19 protein-coding genes are annotated in these 16,297 nt (G+C 72.3%); 8 read left to right on the top strand and 11 right to left on the bottom strand.

Annotated elements, in window-relative coordinates; all coding sequences use genetic code 11:
* Positions 1-225 precede the first annotated feature (225 nt).
* The gene (locus tag AC3A5R_RS11895) at positions 226-864 is read right to left on the bottom strand and encodes a DUF4203 domain-containing protein (protein ID WP_487620968.1); all 639 of its coding nucleotides are present in this window, start codon (positions 862-864) and stop codon (positions 226-228) included.
* A gap of 277 nt (positions 865-1,141) precedes the next feature.
* On the opposite strand from AC3A5R_RS11895, the gene AC3A5R_RS11890 reads away from it, so the two are divergent.
* Positions 1,142-1,441: a hypothetical protein gene (locus AC3A5R_RS11890; RefSeq protein WP_487620967.1), complete on the top strand. Its 300-nt coding sequence runs from the start codon at positions 1,142-1,144 to the stop codon at positions 1,439-1,441.
* Between the two features lie 34 nt (positions 1,442-1,475).
* On the opposite strand, the gene AC3A5R_RS11885 is transcribed toward AC3A5R_RS11890, so the two are convergent.
* A complete protein-coding gene (locus AC3A5R_RS11885) occupies positions 1,476-2,003 on the bottom strand; it encodes a GNAT family N-acetyltransferase (RefSeq protein WP_487620966.1) in 528 nt (175 codons plus the stop codon).
* Between the two features lie 164 nt (positions 2,004-2,167).
* On the opposite strand from AC3A5R_RS11885, the gene AC3A5R_RS11880 reads away from it, so the two are divergent.
* Positions 2,168-2,497: a hypothetical protein gene (locus AC3A5R_RS11880; RefSeq protein WP_487620965.1), complete on the top strand. Its 330-nt coding sequence runs from the start codon at positions 2,168-2,170 to the stop codon at positions 2,495-2,497.
* Between the two features lie 18 nt (positions 2,498-2,515).
* Here AC3A5R_RS11880 and AC3A5R_RS11875 read toward each other — a convergent pair whose 3' ends face one another.
* From AC3A5R_RS11875 to AC3A5R_RS11845, 7 genes are all read right to left on the bottom strand, one after another.
* Positions 2,516-3,097, bottom strand: a complete 582-nt coding sequence (locus AC3A5R_RS11875; RefSeq protein WP_487620964.1) for a DinB family protein — start codon at positions 3,095-3,097, stop codon at positions 2,516-2,518.
* 266 nt (positions 3,098-3,363) lie between these two features.
* Entirely contained in the window at positions 3,364-3,705 is a 342-nt protein-coding gene (locus AC3A5R_RS11870) for a hypothetical protein (RefSeq protein ID WP_487620963.1), read from the bottom strand.
* A gap of 174 nt (positions 3,706-3,879) precedes the next feature.
* The gene (locus AC3A5R_RS11865; protein WP_487620962.1) at positions 3,880-4,251 is read right to left on the bottom strand and encodes a hypothetical protein; all 372 of its coding nucleotides are present in this window, start codon (positions 4,249-4,251) and stop codon (positions 3,880-3,882) included.
* Complete coding sequence (locus AC3A5R_RS11860) at positions 4,248-4,520, bottom strand: PadR family transcriptional regulator (RefSeq protein ID WP_487620961.1); 273 nt, start codon at positions 4,518-4,520, stop codon at positions 4,248-4,250. Before AC3A5R_RS11860 ends, AC3A5R_RS11865 begins: the two co-directional genes overlap by 4 nt.
* 176 nt (positions 4,521-4,696) lie before the next feature.
* Entirely contained in the window at positions 4,697-5,164 is a 468-nt protein-coding gene (locus AC3A5R_RS11855; protein WP_487620960.1) for a GNAT family N-acetyltransferase, read from the bottom strand.
* A 24-nt stretch (positions 5,165-5,188) separates the two neighbouring features.
* Entirely contained in the window at positions 5,189-5,626 is a 438-nt protein-coding gene (locus AC3A5R_RS11850; RefSeq protein WP_487620959.1) for a VOC family protein, read from the bottom strand.
* Complete coding sequence (locus AC3A5R_RS11845) at positions 5,623-6,210, bottom strand: hypothetical protein (protein WP_487620958.1); 588 nt, start codon at positions 6,208-6,210, stop codon at positions 5,623-5,625. Before AC3A5R_RS11845 ends, AC3A5R_RS11850 begins: the two co-directional genes overlap by 4 nt.
* 729 nt (positions 6,211-6,939) lie before the next feature.
* Here AC3A5R_RS11845 and AC3A5R_RS11840 point away from each other — a divergent pair.
* The gene (locus AC3A5R_RS11840) at positions 6,940-7,740 is read left to right on the top strand and encodes a C2 family cysteine protease (RefSeq protein ID WP_487620957.1); all 801 of its coding nucleotides are present in this window, start codon (positions 6,940-6,942) and stop codon (positions 7,738-7,740) included.
* 1 nt (position 7,741) lies between these two features.
* A complete protein-coding gene (locus tag AC3A5R_RS11835) occupies positions 7,742-8,167 on the top strand; it encodes a hypothetical protein (RefSeq protein ID WP_487620956.1) in 426 nt (141 codons plus the stop codon).
* A 140-nt stretch (positions 8,168-8,307) separates the two neighbouring features.
* Here the strand turns inward: AC3A5R_RS11835 and AC3A5R_RS11830 are convergent, their stop codons facing one another.
* Positions 8,308-9,684 carry a DUF6895 family protein gene (locus AC3A5R_RS11830; RefSeq protein WP_487620955.1) on the bottom strand — a complete coding sequence of 459 codons (1,377 nt, stop codon included), beginning with the start codon at positions 9,682-9,684 and terminating at the stop codon, positions 8,308-8,310.
* A complete protein-coding gene (locus AC3A5R_RS11825) occupies positions 9,681-9,941 on the bottom strand; it encodes a hypothetical protein (RefSeq protein ID WP_487620954.1) in 261 nt (86 codons plus the stop codon). Before AC3A5R_RS11825 ends, AC3A5R_RS11830 begins: the two co-directional genes overlap by 4 nt.
* Before the next feature lie 199 nt (positions 9,942-10,140).
* Between AC3A5R_RS11825 and AC3A5R_RS11820 the strand changes: the two genes are divergently transcribed.
* The 4 genes from AC3A5R_RS11820 (at position 10,141) to AC3A5R_RS11805 (ending at position 16,208) form a co-directional block, all read left to right on the top strand.
* The gene (locus AC3A5R_RS11820; protein ID WP_487620953.1) at positions 10,141-10,518 is read left to right on the top strand and encodes a hypothetical protein; all 378 of its coding nucleotides are present in this window, start codon (positions 10,141-10,143) and stop codon (positions 10,516-10,518) included.
* 256 nt (positions 10,519-10,774) lie between these two features.
* A complete protein-coding gene (locus AC3A5R_RS11815) occupies positions 10,775-11,443 on the top strand; it encodes a hypothetical protein (protein WP_487620952.1) in 669 nt (222 codons plus the stop codon).
* A 121-nt stretch (positions 11,444-11,564) separates the two neighbouring features.
* Positions 11,565-15,692, top strand: a complete 4,128-nt coding sequence (locus AC3A5R_RS11810) for an AAA domain-containing protein (protein ID WP_487620951.1) — start codon at positions 11,565-11,567, stop codon at positions 15,690-15,692.
* A 90-nt stretch (positions 15,693-15,782) separates the two neighbouring features.
* On the top strand, positions 15,783-16,208 hold the full coding sequence (locus AC3A5R_RS11805; RefSeq protein ID WP_487620950.1) for a tetratricopeptide repeat protein: 426 nt from the start codon (positions 15,783-15,785) through the stop codon (positions 16,206-16,208).
* The last annotated feature ends 89 nt before the right edge of the window (positions 16,209-16,297 follow it).

Genomic DNA, 16,297 nt, shown 5'->3' with positions numbered 1-16,297 from the left:
GGGCATGGCCCGGACTGACGCTTGCCGGTGGGGCCCCGTAGGCACCTTCCGGACCTTGGTCGTCGATGTAAGGCCCAACGCATGACGCGTTCTCTCCCGACGCCGAGGACGAACAGGCACCAAGCAGCGGCAGCAGTGCGTCGTCCCCGGCAGACGAGCAGCCTTCACACGAAGCATGATGCCAGCGGTGACGACCCTGCCAACGAACAAATGGCAGGCCCTGGGTCAGCGGCTCTCCGCGTACCAGGTCTCCTGAACGGTGCGGCGCATCGCCAACCGCTGTCGGGTCTGCGCGACGATGCCGATCAGAGCCAGGACCAGCAGAGTCAGGTACCAGCCCCAGCCGGCGTGCACCGCCCGTGTGAAGTCGCCCCGGGTGAAGTCGGCGGAGTTGATCGTGCCGAACAGCAGCATCAGACCGGTAACCACGCTGACGGCCCCGGCGACCGAGCTGACGACGGCCAGGACGATCATCGGCAGGTTTCCGATGACCGCCAGCAGCCCGAGCGCGGCGCCGACGACAATACCCAGCAGCACGGCGACCCAGTTCCAGCCGATGCCCAGGGCGACGATGAGGCCCGAACCGATCGCGTAGCCGAAGGCAGCCATCGCGAGGACGACTGCGACCGCGAAGTAGAGGTACGCGAGGAGAGCGAAGATCAGCGCGCACACGAATCCCACGACCCAGCCCAGCACGGTGCCGAGGAAACGCTCATTTGCGAGTTCGGCGAAAAGCCCTGCCCCGAAACCGAATCCGGCGAAGAATCCCCAGATCGGGAGGATCAGACGGAGCACGAGCTGCCCGGCGAAGAGCATGAAGGCGCCGGCGATGATCGCGAAGAGGCCCAGCATGATGTCTGCCATGCCCCAGCGTAGGGCCGCCGGCCGCCGGCCCGTACGAGAACGCAGCACTTCGGCACCTCTCGTACCGATGGGCAGCGCGAGGCGGTCGCCACGTACCGCTCCACCGGCCCCGACTTCGGTGCCCCCGAAGCACGGCGCGCGCCACCGTCGTCTCGCTACTCTCGTCGTACGAGCGGGTTGGGCGGCAGCTGGGCCGGCCTCGAGTCGGCCTCGCCGCGGACCCGCGGGTCGCGTCGAGTGAGGGAGCGGTGGGATGGGCGCAGGGAAGACGTGGTCCATGACCTTCCGGGCGAGCGGCGGCGAGGCGGTCGCCGCCCTCGAGGAGGCGGCGCGCCGCGCGGGGATGCAGCACCTCTCCGCGGATGCTGCGACCGGCATCTTCGTCTTCACCGCTGGTCGGTTGGTGCTCTCGTCCGGAGAGAAGGTCACTGCCCAGATCCGAGAGGTCGCTCCGGGCGCCGTGCAGGTGACGCTGTCCTCGAGCCTGCAGTTCGGCTTGGGGAACACCGGGTCCGGCGATGCCGGCCGGGACCGGATGGCAGACGCCCTCGCGCAACTCCTGCCCCCGGCCGCGTAGGCGCGACGGGGCGGACTCTGCTCACGCGCGACGCTCACGAGCGGCGGTCGGTGAACGCCCAGTCCAAGCCGTCTTCGCCCTGGTCGTCGAAGGCGGGATCTCGTCGCAGGCCGATCTTCTCCGCGACCCGCTGACTGGCCAGATTCGTGGGGCGGATGCGGGCGACGACGAGCTCGGTGGGAAGGGAGTCCTGCGCCCAGTGCAGCAGGGCTGCCGCGGCTTCAGTGGCGTAGCCATGCCCCCAGGTCGAGGGATGGAAGCGGTACATGAGATTGAGGACGCGGTCTCCGTGGATCGTCATCCACCGGAGACCGGAGTTGCCGACCAGCCGATCAGTCTTCTCCTCGAAGACGCAAGAGTTCCCGAACCCGTGTCGCTCCCAATGCGCCAGCCAATGCACCACCAGGGCTTCGACGTCCTCGAGCCCCGTCACCAGATCCGACGGGTTGTGCTGGACGACCGACGGATTCGACAGGATCCCGAGGATCGCCATGGCATCAGCCTGCGCCGGCTGCCGCAGCGACAACCGCGCGGTCGACAGGCGAGCGGGCTGCCGGGGCACCTCGGCAATGTACTCGCGGCGCGTCCGTGCCGGATCTCTTGCTAGCGTCGCGCGCGTGCTTCCGCCCGTGCTGCAGACGCGAAGCCGCTCCGGCCGGGGCATCGAGCCCGGTCGACCAGGCTGCTCGGCGCCTTGACGGCACGGCGCTGCCGGTCGTCGACGCCGTGCACGGGGACCTCGAGGCCGGCAACATGCTGGCTGCGCGCGGTGGATCCGGCCGAGGGCTGGGGATCAGCGACATCGACGCCTGCGGCCCTGGCACCCGCGCCGTCGACTGTGCGTGGCTCGTGCGCGACGCCACCAGCCATGCAGCACCGAGTCGGACGATCGCGGAGCTGCAGCGAGCCGGCGTCGCGGTCGCCGGTCCCGAGGTGTGGGCTGCGTGCCTCGCCTTTGCGTGCGTCGAGCTCGTCGGCTTCGTGGCGCGGTCGGGAAACACCGCAGGAGCGCGCCGGGAGATCCGACGCCTGACGCCGTTGCTGCTCAGCCTCTGAGGGGCAGAACGGACAGTCTCAGGTGCCGGTCTTGCCGTCGATCCCCTCGCGAAGCAGGTCGACGTGCCCACAGTGCTGGGCGTACTCGGTGATCATCCGCAGCATCAGCCACCGCAGGTCGACGTCCTCGTACCAGTCCAGGGGTCGTGCCCTGTCGTCGAGGTCGTGCGCGGCGACGATGTCGCGGGAGATCGCGCACTCCGCTCGCGAGACCTCTTGGTCTGACTCGAAGTCCGCGTCCGCGGGCGGGTTGAAGTCGAGGTCGGGGTCGTCCTCGGTGAAGAAGAGGAACGGCACGTCGCGTCGCTCGAAGTTCTGCTGGAACCACCAGCGCTCGACGCCGGCGAGGTGGCGGACCAGTCCGTGCAGCGACATCGTCGACGGCGGCATTGAAGGGGTTCGGGCCTGCTCGGCGGTGAGGCCGCGGCACTTCATCTCCACGGTCGCCCGGTAGTAGTCGAGGTAGCCCGTCAGCGCCTCTCGCTCGCCCGCCACGCGAGGGATGCGTGGGCGGTCGTCGTCGGACCACTGGGGTGCGAAGGCGTCCTCGGTCAGCCCGGTCTCGGAACGGCCGTCGCCCGTGGGGGTGTCCTCAACCATGTGCTGCACTCTGCCACAAGGCAGGTCGTCGGCCTCGGTGAGAACCGGGACGTCGCCCCGGGGCCTCAGCGAGCCCGCCATGTGATGGTCAGGTGAACATCGGCCGGGTCCGCGAGGCCACTCGGATCAGCTTCGCCTGATCAGCAGGCGGACGACGGCGAGGTCCGTGTTCCTCAGGACCTCGATCGGGGTGACGGCCTCGAACCGCCCCCACCCACGACCACGTGGGTGAGCGCGTCGTGGAGGCTTCCGGGGGCTCCACCAAGCTACCCGGCGAACGTGGACACGGTGGTCACGACCAGCATCCACAGCCCCAGAACGGCGCCGATGACCAGAGGCAGCAGCGCGGCGAGGTGTCCCTCGGCCCGAGCCCTGTTGCCGTACCAGACCGCCGCGGCGCACGGGACGAGGAACAGGACGAGCGCCGGGATGCCCGCAGCCAGCGCCACCCACAGGGGTTCGGTCGCGTCCTCCGGCTTGTACCCGAGCAGTGCGTACAGGCCCTCGCTGACGGCGAAGGCCGCGACGAAGGCCACCGGGATGGACGCCACCGCGATCCAGGAGCGTGTGAGGTTCGTCCTCCGCTCGTCCCTGCTGCGCTCTCCCACGGGCGGAATCTGCTTGGCGGATGACATGGTGCACCTCTCTCCCTCCATGGTCGCGCCGGTCGCGGTCACGCACGAAGGACCTTCGGTCCTGGTGGACGCGTCTCGTGCATCACTCGTGTGCCGGTGCCCGGAGAGTGCTCGAGCTCCCGTCGTCGGGGGAGGAGGACGGGCTCGTCAGCCGCCGATGACGCCCGCGGTGCCGGTGGGGATGTACTCCTTGCCGCAGCGCGCGCAGGCCCGGTAGAGCGCGCCGTCGTCCGCGTGGGTCGTCATCCACACGTGGTGGGTGTTCGTGCGGCAACCAAGCTTTCGATGCGGCTTGGGTAGCGGCGCGGGAGCGCCCGGAGCCAGCGCGGACTTCATGGCGGACGCGGAGGCAGCGACCCCGATCGCGTAGCGCCATCTTCCCGGGGCAGAGAGGCCATGCATCTCCGCGACCAGCTCGTCGTGGTAGCGGTCTCTCGTCTCGGACGGCATTCCTTCGGTGGCGCGCTCCATGGCCGCGACGGCGAACCTCACCGACGCCTTGGTGTGCTTCTTGCTCATGACAGACCCTCCTTCGGTCTCCCGGCCAGGCCCGGCAAGGGGTGACGGGCCGCAGCCAGGGCCTGGCGGGCCTGTGCCGCCCCCGAGCGCGTCAGTCGGTAGTACCTTCGCGCCGGGCGCCCCTCTGTGCTGGGGTCGATGTCTTCCCATCGCGACTCGACCCAGCCCACCCCTTCGAGGCGGGCCAGGATCGGGTGCACCGTGCCACTCGGCAGCCCCGCGACCCGGCCGATCTGCGACCCGAACCACTCGACCTCGACGTCGCTCATCAGGGTTCCGAGAACGACACGAGTGGCCATGGTCATCCGAGGTGCCATAGTCGTACTCTACCTAGGGTGTCAAGGGCTCGGTGGACGGACGGCCGCTGTTCGCCCTCGCGCCGGTCAGCCGTCGCGCTCGTGCGACGCTCGGAGCGGAGGATCGGTGCTGCGCTCGGGCCGGGGCGTCAGCGGCGCAGCTCCATGCGGTTCTCCGGGGGCTCGTTGGCAGCCCAACCATCCGGAATTCCCTTGTCGACGAAGCCAGCTCGTTCATATGCCTGGCGTGCGCGAGCGTTGTCGCTTCGCACCATGAGAAACGTCGCCCGGTCCTGCGCGGAGGCCCAGTCCGCCACCGCACCGATGAGTCGGCCGGCGAGGCCTGTGCCTCGAGCTGCCGGCGCCACCCACATCGAGATGAGCTCGACCCACTTCTCCCCGTCGGGCTGCCCGCTGACGACGCCGACCACCGTCGTCTCCTCGCGCGCCAGGAGGGTCAGCGGCACCTGGCTGAGGCGCGCCTGCCACCGCTCGACAGGGGCATCGACCCAGTCCTCGTAGCGCGAGCCGAAGGCCGACGGGGCCTCGGACAGCGACGCCAGCCGCACGGCCCGGAAGCTCTCCCAGTCGGCAGGTCCGATGCGCGTGATCTCCACGGCGCAGAACCTAGCAAGCAGCCGTCAGCCGAGCGCCTCGGCGAGGGAGACGATGGTGCCGGACGGCCCTCGGACGTAGCAGAGCCGGTAGGCGTCCTCGTACTCCACGATCTCGCCGACGGGCTCGCCGCCGTGCGGACGCAGCGCGGCGACGGTGGCGTGGAGGTCGTCGACGGCGAACATGACGCTGCGCAGGCCGAGCGTGTTGCCGAGGGCGTCCCGGGGCTCGGCGGCCACCACCGCGGGGGAGCGGAACCGTGTGAGCTCGAGCCTGCCCTGGCCGTCGGGGGTCCGCATCATCGCGATGTCGGCGCGCACGTGGTCGAGCGCGTTGAGGCGGTCGACGACCGATCCCTCGATCGGCGCCTCACCCTCGAGCTCGAGGCCGAGTGCCAGGAAGAACGCCTTCGCCGCCTCGAGGTCGTCGACCACGATGCTCACGTGGTCCATCCGGATCGTCATGCTGGTTCTCCTGGTTCGTCGTCCCGGCCCGAGGTGCCCGCTGCTACACCCTGGGACGGAGCCGCTGCCGCGTTCTCGACATCGCCGAGGTAGCAGAGCACGACGGTGGCGACGAGGTACACCGCCGCGACTCCGGACCACGACACGTGCGACCACAGGACGACGACGAGCAGCAGCGCCTGCGCGACGGCGAACAGGTGCCTCACCTCGCGGTAGCGGCGCCGCAGCCCCCTGCCGACGGCCGCGAACGCCGCCGCGCCGACCAGCCCGACCGCCGCCACGACCACGCCGATGGCGACGCCGAGCTCCGCGAACTGGCTGCCGTTGTCGGGCCGGGCCGCCTCCAGGGCGTAGTAGCCGCCGAAGTCTGCCGCCACCACCGCGGCCACGCACTGCGCCCAGGCCAGTGCCACGACGATGCGCCCGACCAGCTGGCGCGCCGGGCCGGGCCCGACCGATTGCCCGTCCTGCCGGCCGGCGAATCCTCGTCCCGGCGCCTCCGGTTCTCCCCGGCGCCAGGGCGCGGCCAGCAGGACCACGGCGAGCGCGATCACGCAGAAGAGGCACAGCCACACGATGAGCATGTCCGTCGTCCTTCGCCATCAGGCTTGCTCGCAGCATGCACCAGCGGCGCGGGGTCCCCTGGGCGACCGGCCGCGTCAGCCGGTCCCGACCCACTGTGCCCGACGCGTCCGGTGTTTGGGGCCAGCAGGGGCGTGCGGGCGCGTCGCGGGCTAGGGTCGGGGCTCTCAGGGGAAGGGTCCGACATGGCGATCTACCGCAAGGGTGCCGACCCGGTCGCGCTGCGTGCCTCGGCGCGTCGCCTCGAGCTGTGCGGGGCAAGCCGGTCAGCAGGACGACACGAGCACGGGGGCCTCACCGCCGGCCCGGAGTGGCGGGTCGCGTGGCTCGGGTGGTCCCGCGCCGGTTCCCGACGGCGGGGGCGCTCCGGCCCAGCCGACCCCCGGCCCGACGCCCTACGTGCCGCCCGGCCCCTTCGACCAGAAGCACGTCGACGCTGCGAAGGACGCCGTCAAGGATGTCCTCGACGGCCCGGGCTTCTGGTCCCTGGACGGCAACCGCGACGACCTCGAGACCTTGCGCGACCGGATCAACGAGCTGACACCCGCGGAGGCCGAGGCACTCATCCAGCAGCTGAGCCCGGAGGACCTCGCCAAACTGGGGCAGATCATGAAGGACGAGGGTGGGTTCCTCTGGGTCAGTGACGGACTCGACCCGTTCGACCGCTCCGAGGTGACGAGCGGCCTGCTGTCGAAGATCACCCCGGAGTTGGCCGCCAAGCGCAGGCGGCGATGCCCTGGAGCCAGCCAGGGTTCGACACCACCGACGTCGCCCTCCACGGCCAGCAGAGCCAGGACGGCGAGCACCGCAGCGACCTGCACTACGGGCTGCCGAAGGGCGAGCTCGGCACCGACGACCTCAGCGCGCAGGACGTCAACCAGGGCAGCTTCAGCGACTGCTGGGCCATCGCCTCGCTCACCGCGACGACCCAGGCCGACCCCGACTTCGTCAAGGACAACGTCACCGTCAACCCCAACGGCACCGTCGACGTCCGCCTCTTCGACCACGACGGCAACCCGCGCGTCGTCACCGTGACGGCCGACCTCCCGCTCGATGCCAACGGCAACCCGCTCGGTGCGCACGGCACCAACGGTGAGACGTGGCCGGCCCACTACGAGAAGGCTTTTGCCGTCGTCTACGGAGAGGACGACGGCGGGGCGCCGGACGGCAAGAGCGGTGCTCCGTATGACGTCAAGGAGCAGGGCACCTACGGCGCCGTCGAGTGGGACTACAACGACAAGGCTCCCTCGTACATCACCGGCAACGAGGCCCACGGCGTCGACGGGTTCGACGGCGCCGTTCAGGCCTTCCACGACAAGCAGGGCGTCATCGTCAGCACTCCCTCCGACGCTCCCGACAACGCGCCCGACGGCTACGTCACCCGACACGTCTACTACGTGCAGAGCGTCAACGCCGATGGCACGGTGACCCTCGGCAACCCGTGGGGGCCTGATGCCACGAAGATCACCGTGAACCACGACGAGTTCGACCGGCTCTTCGACGACCCGCAGGCGATGCGGCCGAGGAGCTGACGTGATCCGCGACCCCCGCCCCGCTCGACGCGTCCGGCCCCTCGCGCCGGCGCTCGCCGTCACCGCCCTCGCCGTCGCGCTCGCCGGCGGCTGCCAGAAGGAGACACCCATGACCGATCCATCTTCGAGCGCCGACGCCTCCGCCGCGGCGGCGTGCCGGACGCAGCCCGGTGACGTGTCGGTCCTGCGCGGTGGCACCTTTCCTCTCGACGCCGCGGCGACGCTGCGCGCGGGCCTGCAGTACGAGGTCAAGGCCGACCCGCGCACGTGGAAGGTGATGTTCATGGGGGCCGGCGTCGGGGAGTCGCACGACCTCGCCGCGGGCGACACCGTCACGGTCGCCGGTCACACCGTCACCGTGCGCGACGCCTGCGCCGACAAGATCGTCCTCACCGTGGCCGAGGGCGGCTCGGGCGCCACCGGCTGAGCGACGAGCGTCGCCGCCCCTCATCCGGGTCCCGCGGCCGGCATCCCGTCGTTCGCGGCGTGCGTTCACGATGACGACCACCATCCGTCGGTCGGGTCGCCGCCACGCTCAGCAGGTGCCGGACCCGTGGGTGATGGTCGTCATCCCGAACCTGCGACGCCGGCCGGCACCGTCGAGAGCGGCGCCCGGGCACCGATGCGCACGGCCGAGCCCAAGGCCGACAGGCGCTCGGCGACGCGCACCAGCATCGGACCCACGACGCCCGCCCGCTCCGCGAGAGCCACGACGTGGGCGGCGCGCCGGTAGTCGTGCTCGGAGCAGGCGTCGAGCGCAGCCAGGTCGGCGAGCATGCCAGTGAGAGAACACTTCTCGGCATCGGTCGATGCTTCGAACACCGGACGCCAGTGGCCTCGCGCCGAACCGACGAGGGAGAGTAGCTCGGGCCACACGGGGTCACTCGTCTCGTGCGCTGCAGCACCGGCCGATGGCAGGGCCAGGGGTGGCGCACCGCAGCGGAGGGCGGACGCGCAGAGGAAGCCCATCACGTACGCGGTGTGGTATCCGGTGGCCCGGGCGTACCGTTCCCGCTCGCCCGGCGGGAGGGCCGCGAAGCGGGTGTGGTCGACGTTGCCGCAGGGCAGCACGCCCACCGCGTCCTCGACGTCGGCGAGCACCCGGAAGCAGAAGGAGGGCACGGGCCCCCAGGCGGCGCGCAGCTCGGGCCAGGCCATGAGCAGCTCGCCGGCGAGGTCGTAGTCCTCACCGTGGACGTAGCGCACGAGCACCGCCTGGACGTCCGCGAGCACGGCACCGGCCGGACGCGGCAGCGCGGTGGGGGAGCGGTGGCCGAGGTCGCTGACGTAGAAGAGCACGTGCGTCAGGGCGTAGACCTCCTCCCGGGACGCGTCGAGCACGTCGAGCGGACGCTCGAGCGCCGTCCCGCGCAGGTCCGGCCCCCAGTCCGGGTTCCGCTCCGGCCCCCACGCCCAGTCGTCAGGCGCCTGGCCCGGCACGGTGAGCCCGGGCCACGCCTGCGCGACCCAGCGCCGCTCCAGGCATGCCGACGGTGGGGCGTCGGCAGCGCTCGCCGCGGTCGAGGCGCACGCGTCGGCGAGGAACGCGTCGAACTCGGGGTCCGGCCGGCCCAGCCGGCTCAGCAGCACGTGCGGAACCGCGTACTTGAAGGCCCGCGCCGGGTGCAGCGCCGTGTCGAGCAGGACCCGGCGCGAGCGGGCCAGTGGCACGAGGAGGTCGACGAGCCGGTCGACGCGCGAGCCCACCTCGGCGTCGGAGGTGCAGCCGGCGGCGGCCCACGCGAGCATCGCGGACTCGGCGACGACCTTGTCCGGGCCGAAGCCCAGCTCGGGCGCCACCTCGTCGGCGCGCCCGCGCTCACCGAAGTCGGACACGACGACGGCGGCGAGGTCGAGGACCCGCACGAGCCGCCCCTCGAGGTCCTGCCGTGGCCAGGCCGCACCGACCGGCGCGGCCCGGCCGAGCGGAGGGCTCGTCGTCACCGAGGTCCCTCGGGGCTCATCTCCTCGGCCACCTCGCGCGCCCGCTGCAGGCTCCCGACCACGGAGGCCAGGTCCCACGCGGGCATCATGCACGCGAGGAGGTTGTACTTGCCGAAGACGACGCCGTGCACACCCTTGTCGAACTGGACGAGCTCGGGGCCGATCTCGGTGACGAACTTGCCCATCGCGTCGAAGTTCAGCGAACCCGACTCGAGGAACCGCTGCGCGATCCCGTCGTGCGACAGCTTCTCGGACATGGTCTCTCCTCTGGTCCGGCCGCCGAGGTCCAGGTGTCCCCGACGGGCCTGGTGAAGCACCCCAATCGGTGCACATGGGACAGAGTCGCCACCACGGGCGCCTGATACCCGGCGCGCACCGGCGGCCGGAGGGGCGGGATACTGGCCGCGGGGACCGTGACACCCGACAGACCCGACGATCGCCGACGGAGGGCCGCCCATGGGACGGACGCGTGCGCAGCTGTGCGCTGCCGCAGGCTCGGTCTTGCTCGCCCTCGGTGGTCCCGCGCTCGGCGGCTGCACGTCCGGCGCCCCGGGGGCGGAGCCGTCGACACGTGTCGAGACCTCGTCCGCCGGCATCGACGTGCTCCTCGAGACGCACTGCGGCGTGCGCTACCTCGTCGTCGACGGCTACTGGTTCGAGCGGGCCGGCGGCCTGCTCACCGACGGCGAGGGCAACCCGCCCGCCGGCTGGGGCAACCCGTACCACGCCGGACGCGTCGTCCTCCTGGACGGCACCGCGCACTTCTCCGACGACGCCGGCCACCACGAGACCTTCCACCGCCTCGACGTCGCGCCGACGATCCGCTGCGCCTGACCGCGCCGCAAGGCATGGCCTGTCCGGTCGGACCGGACAGGCCTCGCTCTCCGGTTGCCGTCCGATTTGTCCGGATCTAGCGTCCAAGGATCAGTGACGCCGAACTGAGAGGGACGCCCTGTCTCGGCCCAGATCGATCAGCCTGCTCGCCGCAACCGCGCTCACCTGCACGTCGGCCGTCTCCGCGCCGCTCGCCGCGGAGGCAGACCCGATCCCGACGCCCGGCCACCCGGTCTCCCACGAGGAGAACCCGCGCGTGCCCGAGGGAGCGCTGTGGTCCGAGGAGTACTTCCCCTCCTCCGACGGCGGCGACGTCGAGCTGCACGCCGACGTGCTGCGGCCGGCGCACCTGCCGCCCGGCGCCCGCACCCCGGTCATCCTGTCGGTCGGCCCGTACTTCGCCCACCGCGGCCAGACTGCGAGCGAGCGCGCCCAGGGCCCGAAGCCGCGCACGATCGACGACGGCAACGCGTACTACACGTGGTTGCGTCCGCTCGCGTCCGACGTCCCGGTCACCGGGACGCCACGCGTCTCGCTCGCGACGAGCGGCACGGGCAACGTCCTCGTCCGCCTCTGGGACGTCGCACCCGACGGCGCCGCGGTGATGGTCGACGAGCAGATGTCGCTCGTGCGCGGCAGCCGGGTCGCCTTCGAGCTCAAGTCGACCGACTGGACGCTGAGGCGCGGCCACCAGCTCGTCGTCGGCATCGGGACGAACACGACACGCTCGTGGTCCGACACGGCGTCCAACCAGAGGATCCGCGTGTCGTCGGCCTCGCTCAGCCTCGACCTGCAGAGCCCCCGCACCGACGTGCCGACTCAGGGGCACCGTTCGCCCTACCTCGACAGCTACCTCGGGGCGTACACAACGGCGTGGGCGCAGCGCGCAGCCGGCAGCTTCACCGTCGTCGTGCCGCAGGGCTGAGCCGCGATCTCGGCGGGCCCGAGCCGCTCGGGGGTGGCTCGGGCCCGCCGTCACCACCCGCCCAGCCGACGCACAGGCGTCGGTCCCGGGCCGGGGGTGCCTCATTGGTTAGCCTGCAGGAATGACCGAAGCCCCCAGGCGCGACCCTGCCCTCACGGCCGAGTCCACCTCGGGCGACCCGCGCGCCGACCGCGTCGCCGCGGCGGTGCGCACGTGGCAGCGCTCCCTCGTCGACCTCGGTGGCCGCAACACCCTGCTCTGGTACCGCGACCTGCCGTCCGGCACGCTCGACCTCACGACGGCCCACCCCGGCGGCGTCTCGATGCTGCTCGCCGGGCGCCGTACGCGGCTGTCCGACCTCTTCCGCGAGCCGGGGGCGCTCGACGAGGCCCGCCGCCGCGCCCGCGCCATCCGGTCCAAGGCCCTCGAGCTGCGCGAGGAGCGCGGCATCGCGGCCGGGTTCGTCGCCATCGGCATGGCCACGTGGTCCGTGCCACGGGCCGCCCGCCCGCCGGCCGCGCCGGTGCTGCTGCGCGCCTGCGTGCTGCGCCCCACCGGGGCCGCACAGGACGACTTCGAGATCGACCTCGGGCCCGAGGTGGAGTTCAACCCCGTGCTGCGCGAGTACCTGCGCTCGGAGCAGGGGATCGAGGTGGACGGCGACGCCCTGGCCGACCTCGCCACCGGGCCGGCGGGTTTCGACGCCCGCCCGGTCTACGACGCGCTGCGCGAGCAGTGCGCGCACGTCCCCGGCCTCGACGTCGCCGACCGCATCGTCCTCGGCACCTTCTCCTACGCGAAGCTGCCGATGGTGGCTGACCTCGCCCTGCAGGGCGGCTCGCTCGCCGACCACGACGTCGTCGCGGCGCTGGCGGGGGACGAGTCGGCGCTCGCGGCGGTGCGCCTGCGCGTACCCGAGAGCGAGCCGGACCCCGACCCCGAGCACGAGTACCTCGTCCTCGACGCCGACTCGTCGCAGCACGCGGCCATCGACGCCGTCCGGGCCGGAGCCCACCTCGTCGTCAAGGGACCGCCCGGCACCGGCAAGTCGCAGACCATCGCCAACCTCATCGCGGCGCTCGCAGCGGAGGGCAAGTCGACGCTCTTCGTCGCCGAGAAGCGCGCTGCCATCGACGCGGTCCTGACCCGACTGGAGCGCCTCGGCCTCGGCGACCTCGTCCTCGACGCCTACGACGGCACCACGAACAAGCGCTCGACGGCCCTGCAGTTCGGCCGCAGCCTCGACGCCGCGCTCACGCACACCGACGCCCCGACGGACGGTACGGGTGCCGAGCTGCGCGACCGGCGCGCTCGTCTCCAGCGCCACCTCCGGGCGCTCCACGAGGTGCGCGAGCCATGGGGCGTCAGCGCGCACGACGCCGAGGAGGCGCTCGTCGAGCTCGGCATGCGCAAGCCGCCGCCGACCTCCCGCGTGCGGGTGCTCGGTGGTGATCTGTCCGCGATCAGCCGGACCCGCGCGGTCGAGCTCGGTCGCCGACTGCGCGACGCGGCCGGTCTCGGCGCCTGGGTCCGCGAGGGTGGCGACCCGTGGTTCGGGGCACGCATCCTCAGCGGCGACGACGCCTCGCGGGCCCTGGAGATCACGACGCGCTACAGCACCACGGGCCTCGACGACACCAGCAGCCGCCTCAACGGCATCCTCGACGAGTCGCAGGTGCCGGCCGCCGAGTCGATCAACGTGTGGGCCTCGGCGTTCGAGACGATGTCCCGCGTCCGCGAGACGCTCGAGGTCTTCCGGCCCGAGGTCTTCGACACCCCGCTGCGCGAGCACATCTCGGCCACGGCCACCCGCGACTGGCGCGAGGCCCGGGGCGTCGAGATGGGCTGGATGGACCGCTGGCGGATCCGGCGGCAGACCAAGCGGCTGCTGCGCCCGGGGCGCCCACCGGCCGACCTGCACGACCGCCTCGTGGCCGCGTCGGAGCAGCGTGAGCACTGGTACGCCCTCGTCGGCGGCGGTGGCCGGCCCGAGATCTCGCCGCGCCTCGACGAGGGCCTGGCCCTGCTCGCCTCGGTCAAGGACGACCTCGACTGGCTCGACGGCCGCCTGCCGCAGCGCGAGGAGCAGCCGCCCCTGACCGACCTGCCGATGGACGAGCTGCGCGAGCGACTCGCCGCGCTCGCGGCCCGCCCCGACCGCGTCGGCGTCCTGCCGCAGGTGACGAGCATCCTCGACGAGATGCGGTCGGCCGGTCTCGGTCCGCTCGTCGACGACCTCGCCCGCCGCGGCGTCGGCACCGAGCAGGTCACGGCCGAGGTCAACCACGTCTGGTGGGCCTCGGTGGCCCAGGAGGTCACGGTCCGCGACCCCGCGTACGGCGCCCACGACGGCGCGGGCCTGCGCCGCGACGTCGCCGAGTACGTCCAGGCGGACCGCGCCCACCAGGACGCGACCGTTGCGCGCGTGCGTGACGCCGTCGCCCGCAACGTCCGCGAGGTGCTCGACGACCACCCGGCTCAGGAGGCGCTCGTGCGTGCCGAGGCCGGAAAAGCCCGACGGCACAAGCCCCTTCGCGATCTCGTGCCGCAGGCGTCGGCCGCCCTGACGGCGATCAAGCCGTGCTGGGCGATGAGCCCCCTCGTCGTCGCCTCGACGCTGCCGCCGGGCAAGTGGTTCGACGTCGTCGTCTTCGACGAGGCGTCGCAGGTCCAACCGGCGCAAGCCATCTCGGCGATCAGCCGCGCCCGCCAGGTCGTCGTGGCCGGCGACGAGCGCCAGCTGCCACCGACGAACTTCTTCACGGTCGTGTCCGACGACGAGAGCGGGGCGACGGAGGCCGACGACACGCTGACCGAGGGCTTCGAGTCGGTCCTCGACGTGCTCGCCGCGACGTTGCCGACGCGCAGCCTCACGTGGCACTACCGCAGCCGCGACGAACGGCTCATCGCCTTCGCCAACGACGCCGTGTACGACGGTGGGCTGACGACCTTCCCGGGCACGTCGATCGAGTCGGCCGTCACGTTCGAGCCGGTCGACGGGCAGGCCACACTCCAGCCCGGCGTCGACACGATCGAGACGACCGACGCCGAGGTCGCGCGCGTCGTCGAGCTCGTCCTGGAGCACGCCCGGACCCGTCCCTCCGAGTCGCTCGGCGTCATCGCCCTGGGCATCAAGCACGCCGAACGGCTCGACGACGCCGTCACCGACGCACTGCGCCGTGCGCCCGACGTCGCAGATTTCTTCGACGCGGACCGTCCCGAGCGGTTCTTCGTCAAGAACCTCGAGCGCGTCCAGGGTGACGAGCGCGACGCCGTCATCCTGTCGATCGGGTACGGCAAGACCCCGCACGGCCGGGTGCTGCACCGCTTCGGCCCCCTCAACATCGAGGGAGGGGAGCGCCGGCTCAACGTCGCGGTCACCCGGGCCCGCCAGCGGATGACCGTCGTGTCAGCGCTCCGGGCGTCCGACCTCGACCCCGAGCGACTCAAGGCCCGCGGGGCGGTCATGCTGCGCGACTTCCTCGCCTACGCCGAGACCGGCGGCCGGCGCGGCGACGACGGCACCCTCTTCGCGGCCAACCCGCCCACCGGCGACCCGCTGCGCCGGGACCTCGCCGAGCGGCTGCGCCGAGAGGGGCTCACCGTCCACGAGGACTACGGCTCGGCGAGCCAGCGCATCGACCTCGCGGTCGAGGACCCGTACCACCGTGGCCGCGGCCTCATCGCCGTGGAGACCGACGGCGACCGGTACGCCGCCCTGCGCAGCACCCGCGACCGCGACCGGCTGCGCCCCGAGCAGCTGGCCCGCCTGGGCTGGATCCACGAGCGGGTGTGGAGCACCGACGTGTTCCGTGACCCTGCGCGCGAGATATCGCGGATCGTCACGATCGCCCGTGAGACCCGGGTGCCCGAACGCGACCCGGGCCCCCCGACTCCCATGCAGGACGCGACCCAGGCCTCGGGCGGCGCGGCCGGCGACGGTCCCGCTCCCGACGCCGCGCCGGGGCGCGACGTCCGTGGCGACGACGGCGGTGACACGACAGGCACCGGTACCGACGCCGGTGCCGGTGGCGATGTGACGGCGACCGAGGAGCCGCGCCGGCGCAAGCGGCGGCGGGTGTTCCGGCGTGGGACTGCGGACATCGCGGCCGACGATCCCATGGACGACCTCACACCGGCGCCTGCCGGTGGCCGAAGCCGCGACGACACCGACCTCGGGTGGGGTGGCGCGGACTCCGACAGCCGGGACCAGTGGCTCCAGGACCAGCGCCCGCCGCACTACGAGTGAGGAACGGACCCGTGCCGGTGCGCCCCCGCGGCGGGGCTCGGAAGGGGATGCAGCGGGAATGTCCGGTGCGGCCACGGCGTTGGTGAGCGCATGAACACCACCCCTTTCCAGCTGCGCCTGTCGTTCGCGCAAGGGCTCTTCGAGCGGGGTGACCACCTCGCCGCCGCCACTGCGCTCGCCAACCTCGTCGACGAGGCCGACGCGCAGGTTGTCGCGCCGACCGCGGTCACCGAGGCCGACTGGGCTCCGCACTCGACGACCGACCTGCGTCTGCTGCTCGCCCGCGCCTACTTCCACTCGGCGCAGTTCCGGCATGCCGAGGAGACGCTCCAGCGGATCATCGAGGAGTGCCCGACCGACGCGTACGCGCACCTGCTGCTCGGGCGCACGCTCCAGCGCGCCGGCCGGCACGCAGAGGCGGCTCGGCCTCTCGCGCTCGCGGAGATCTACGGCGGCTACGAGCGGCCGCAGACCTACGGCGGCCCGGTCCTCGGGCGTGCCGACGACGACGCCTGAGCGAGCGTCAGCCGAGCACGTCGGATCGGACGCGGACGGGGCGGGAGCATCGAGCTCCCGCCCCGTCGCGGTGTCGTGGTCCGTCCGTG

Source organism: Intrasporangium sp. Soil_C_50 (assembly GCF_057656595.1).
Note: the sequence above shows the minus strand (reverse complement) of the source record. Positions and strands in the feature narration are given on the sequence as shown.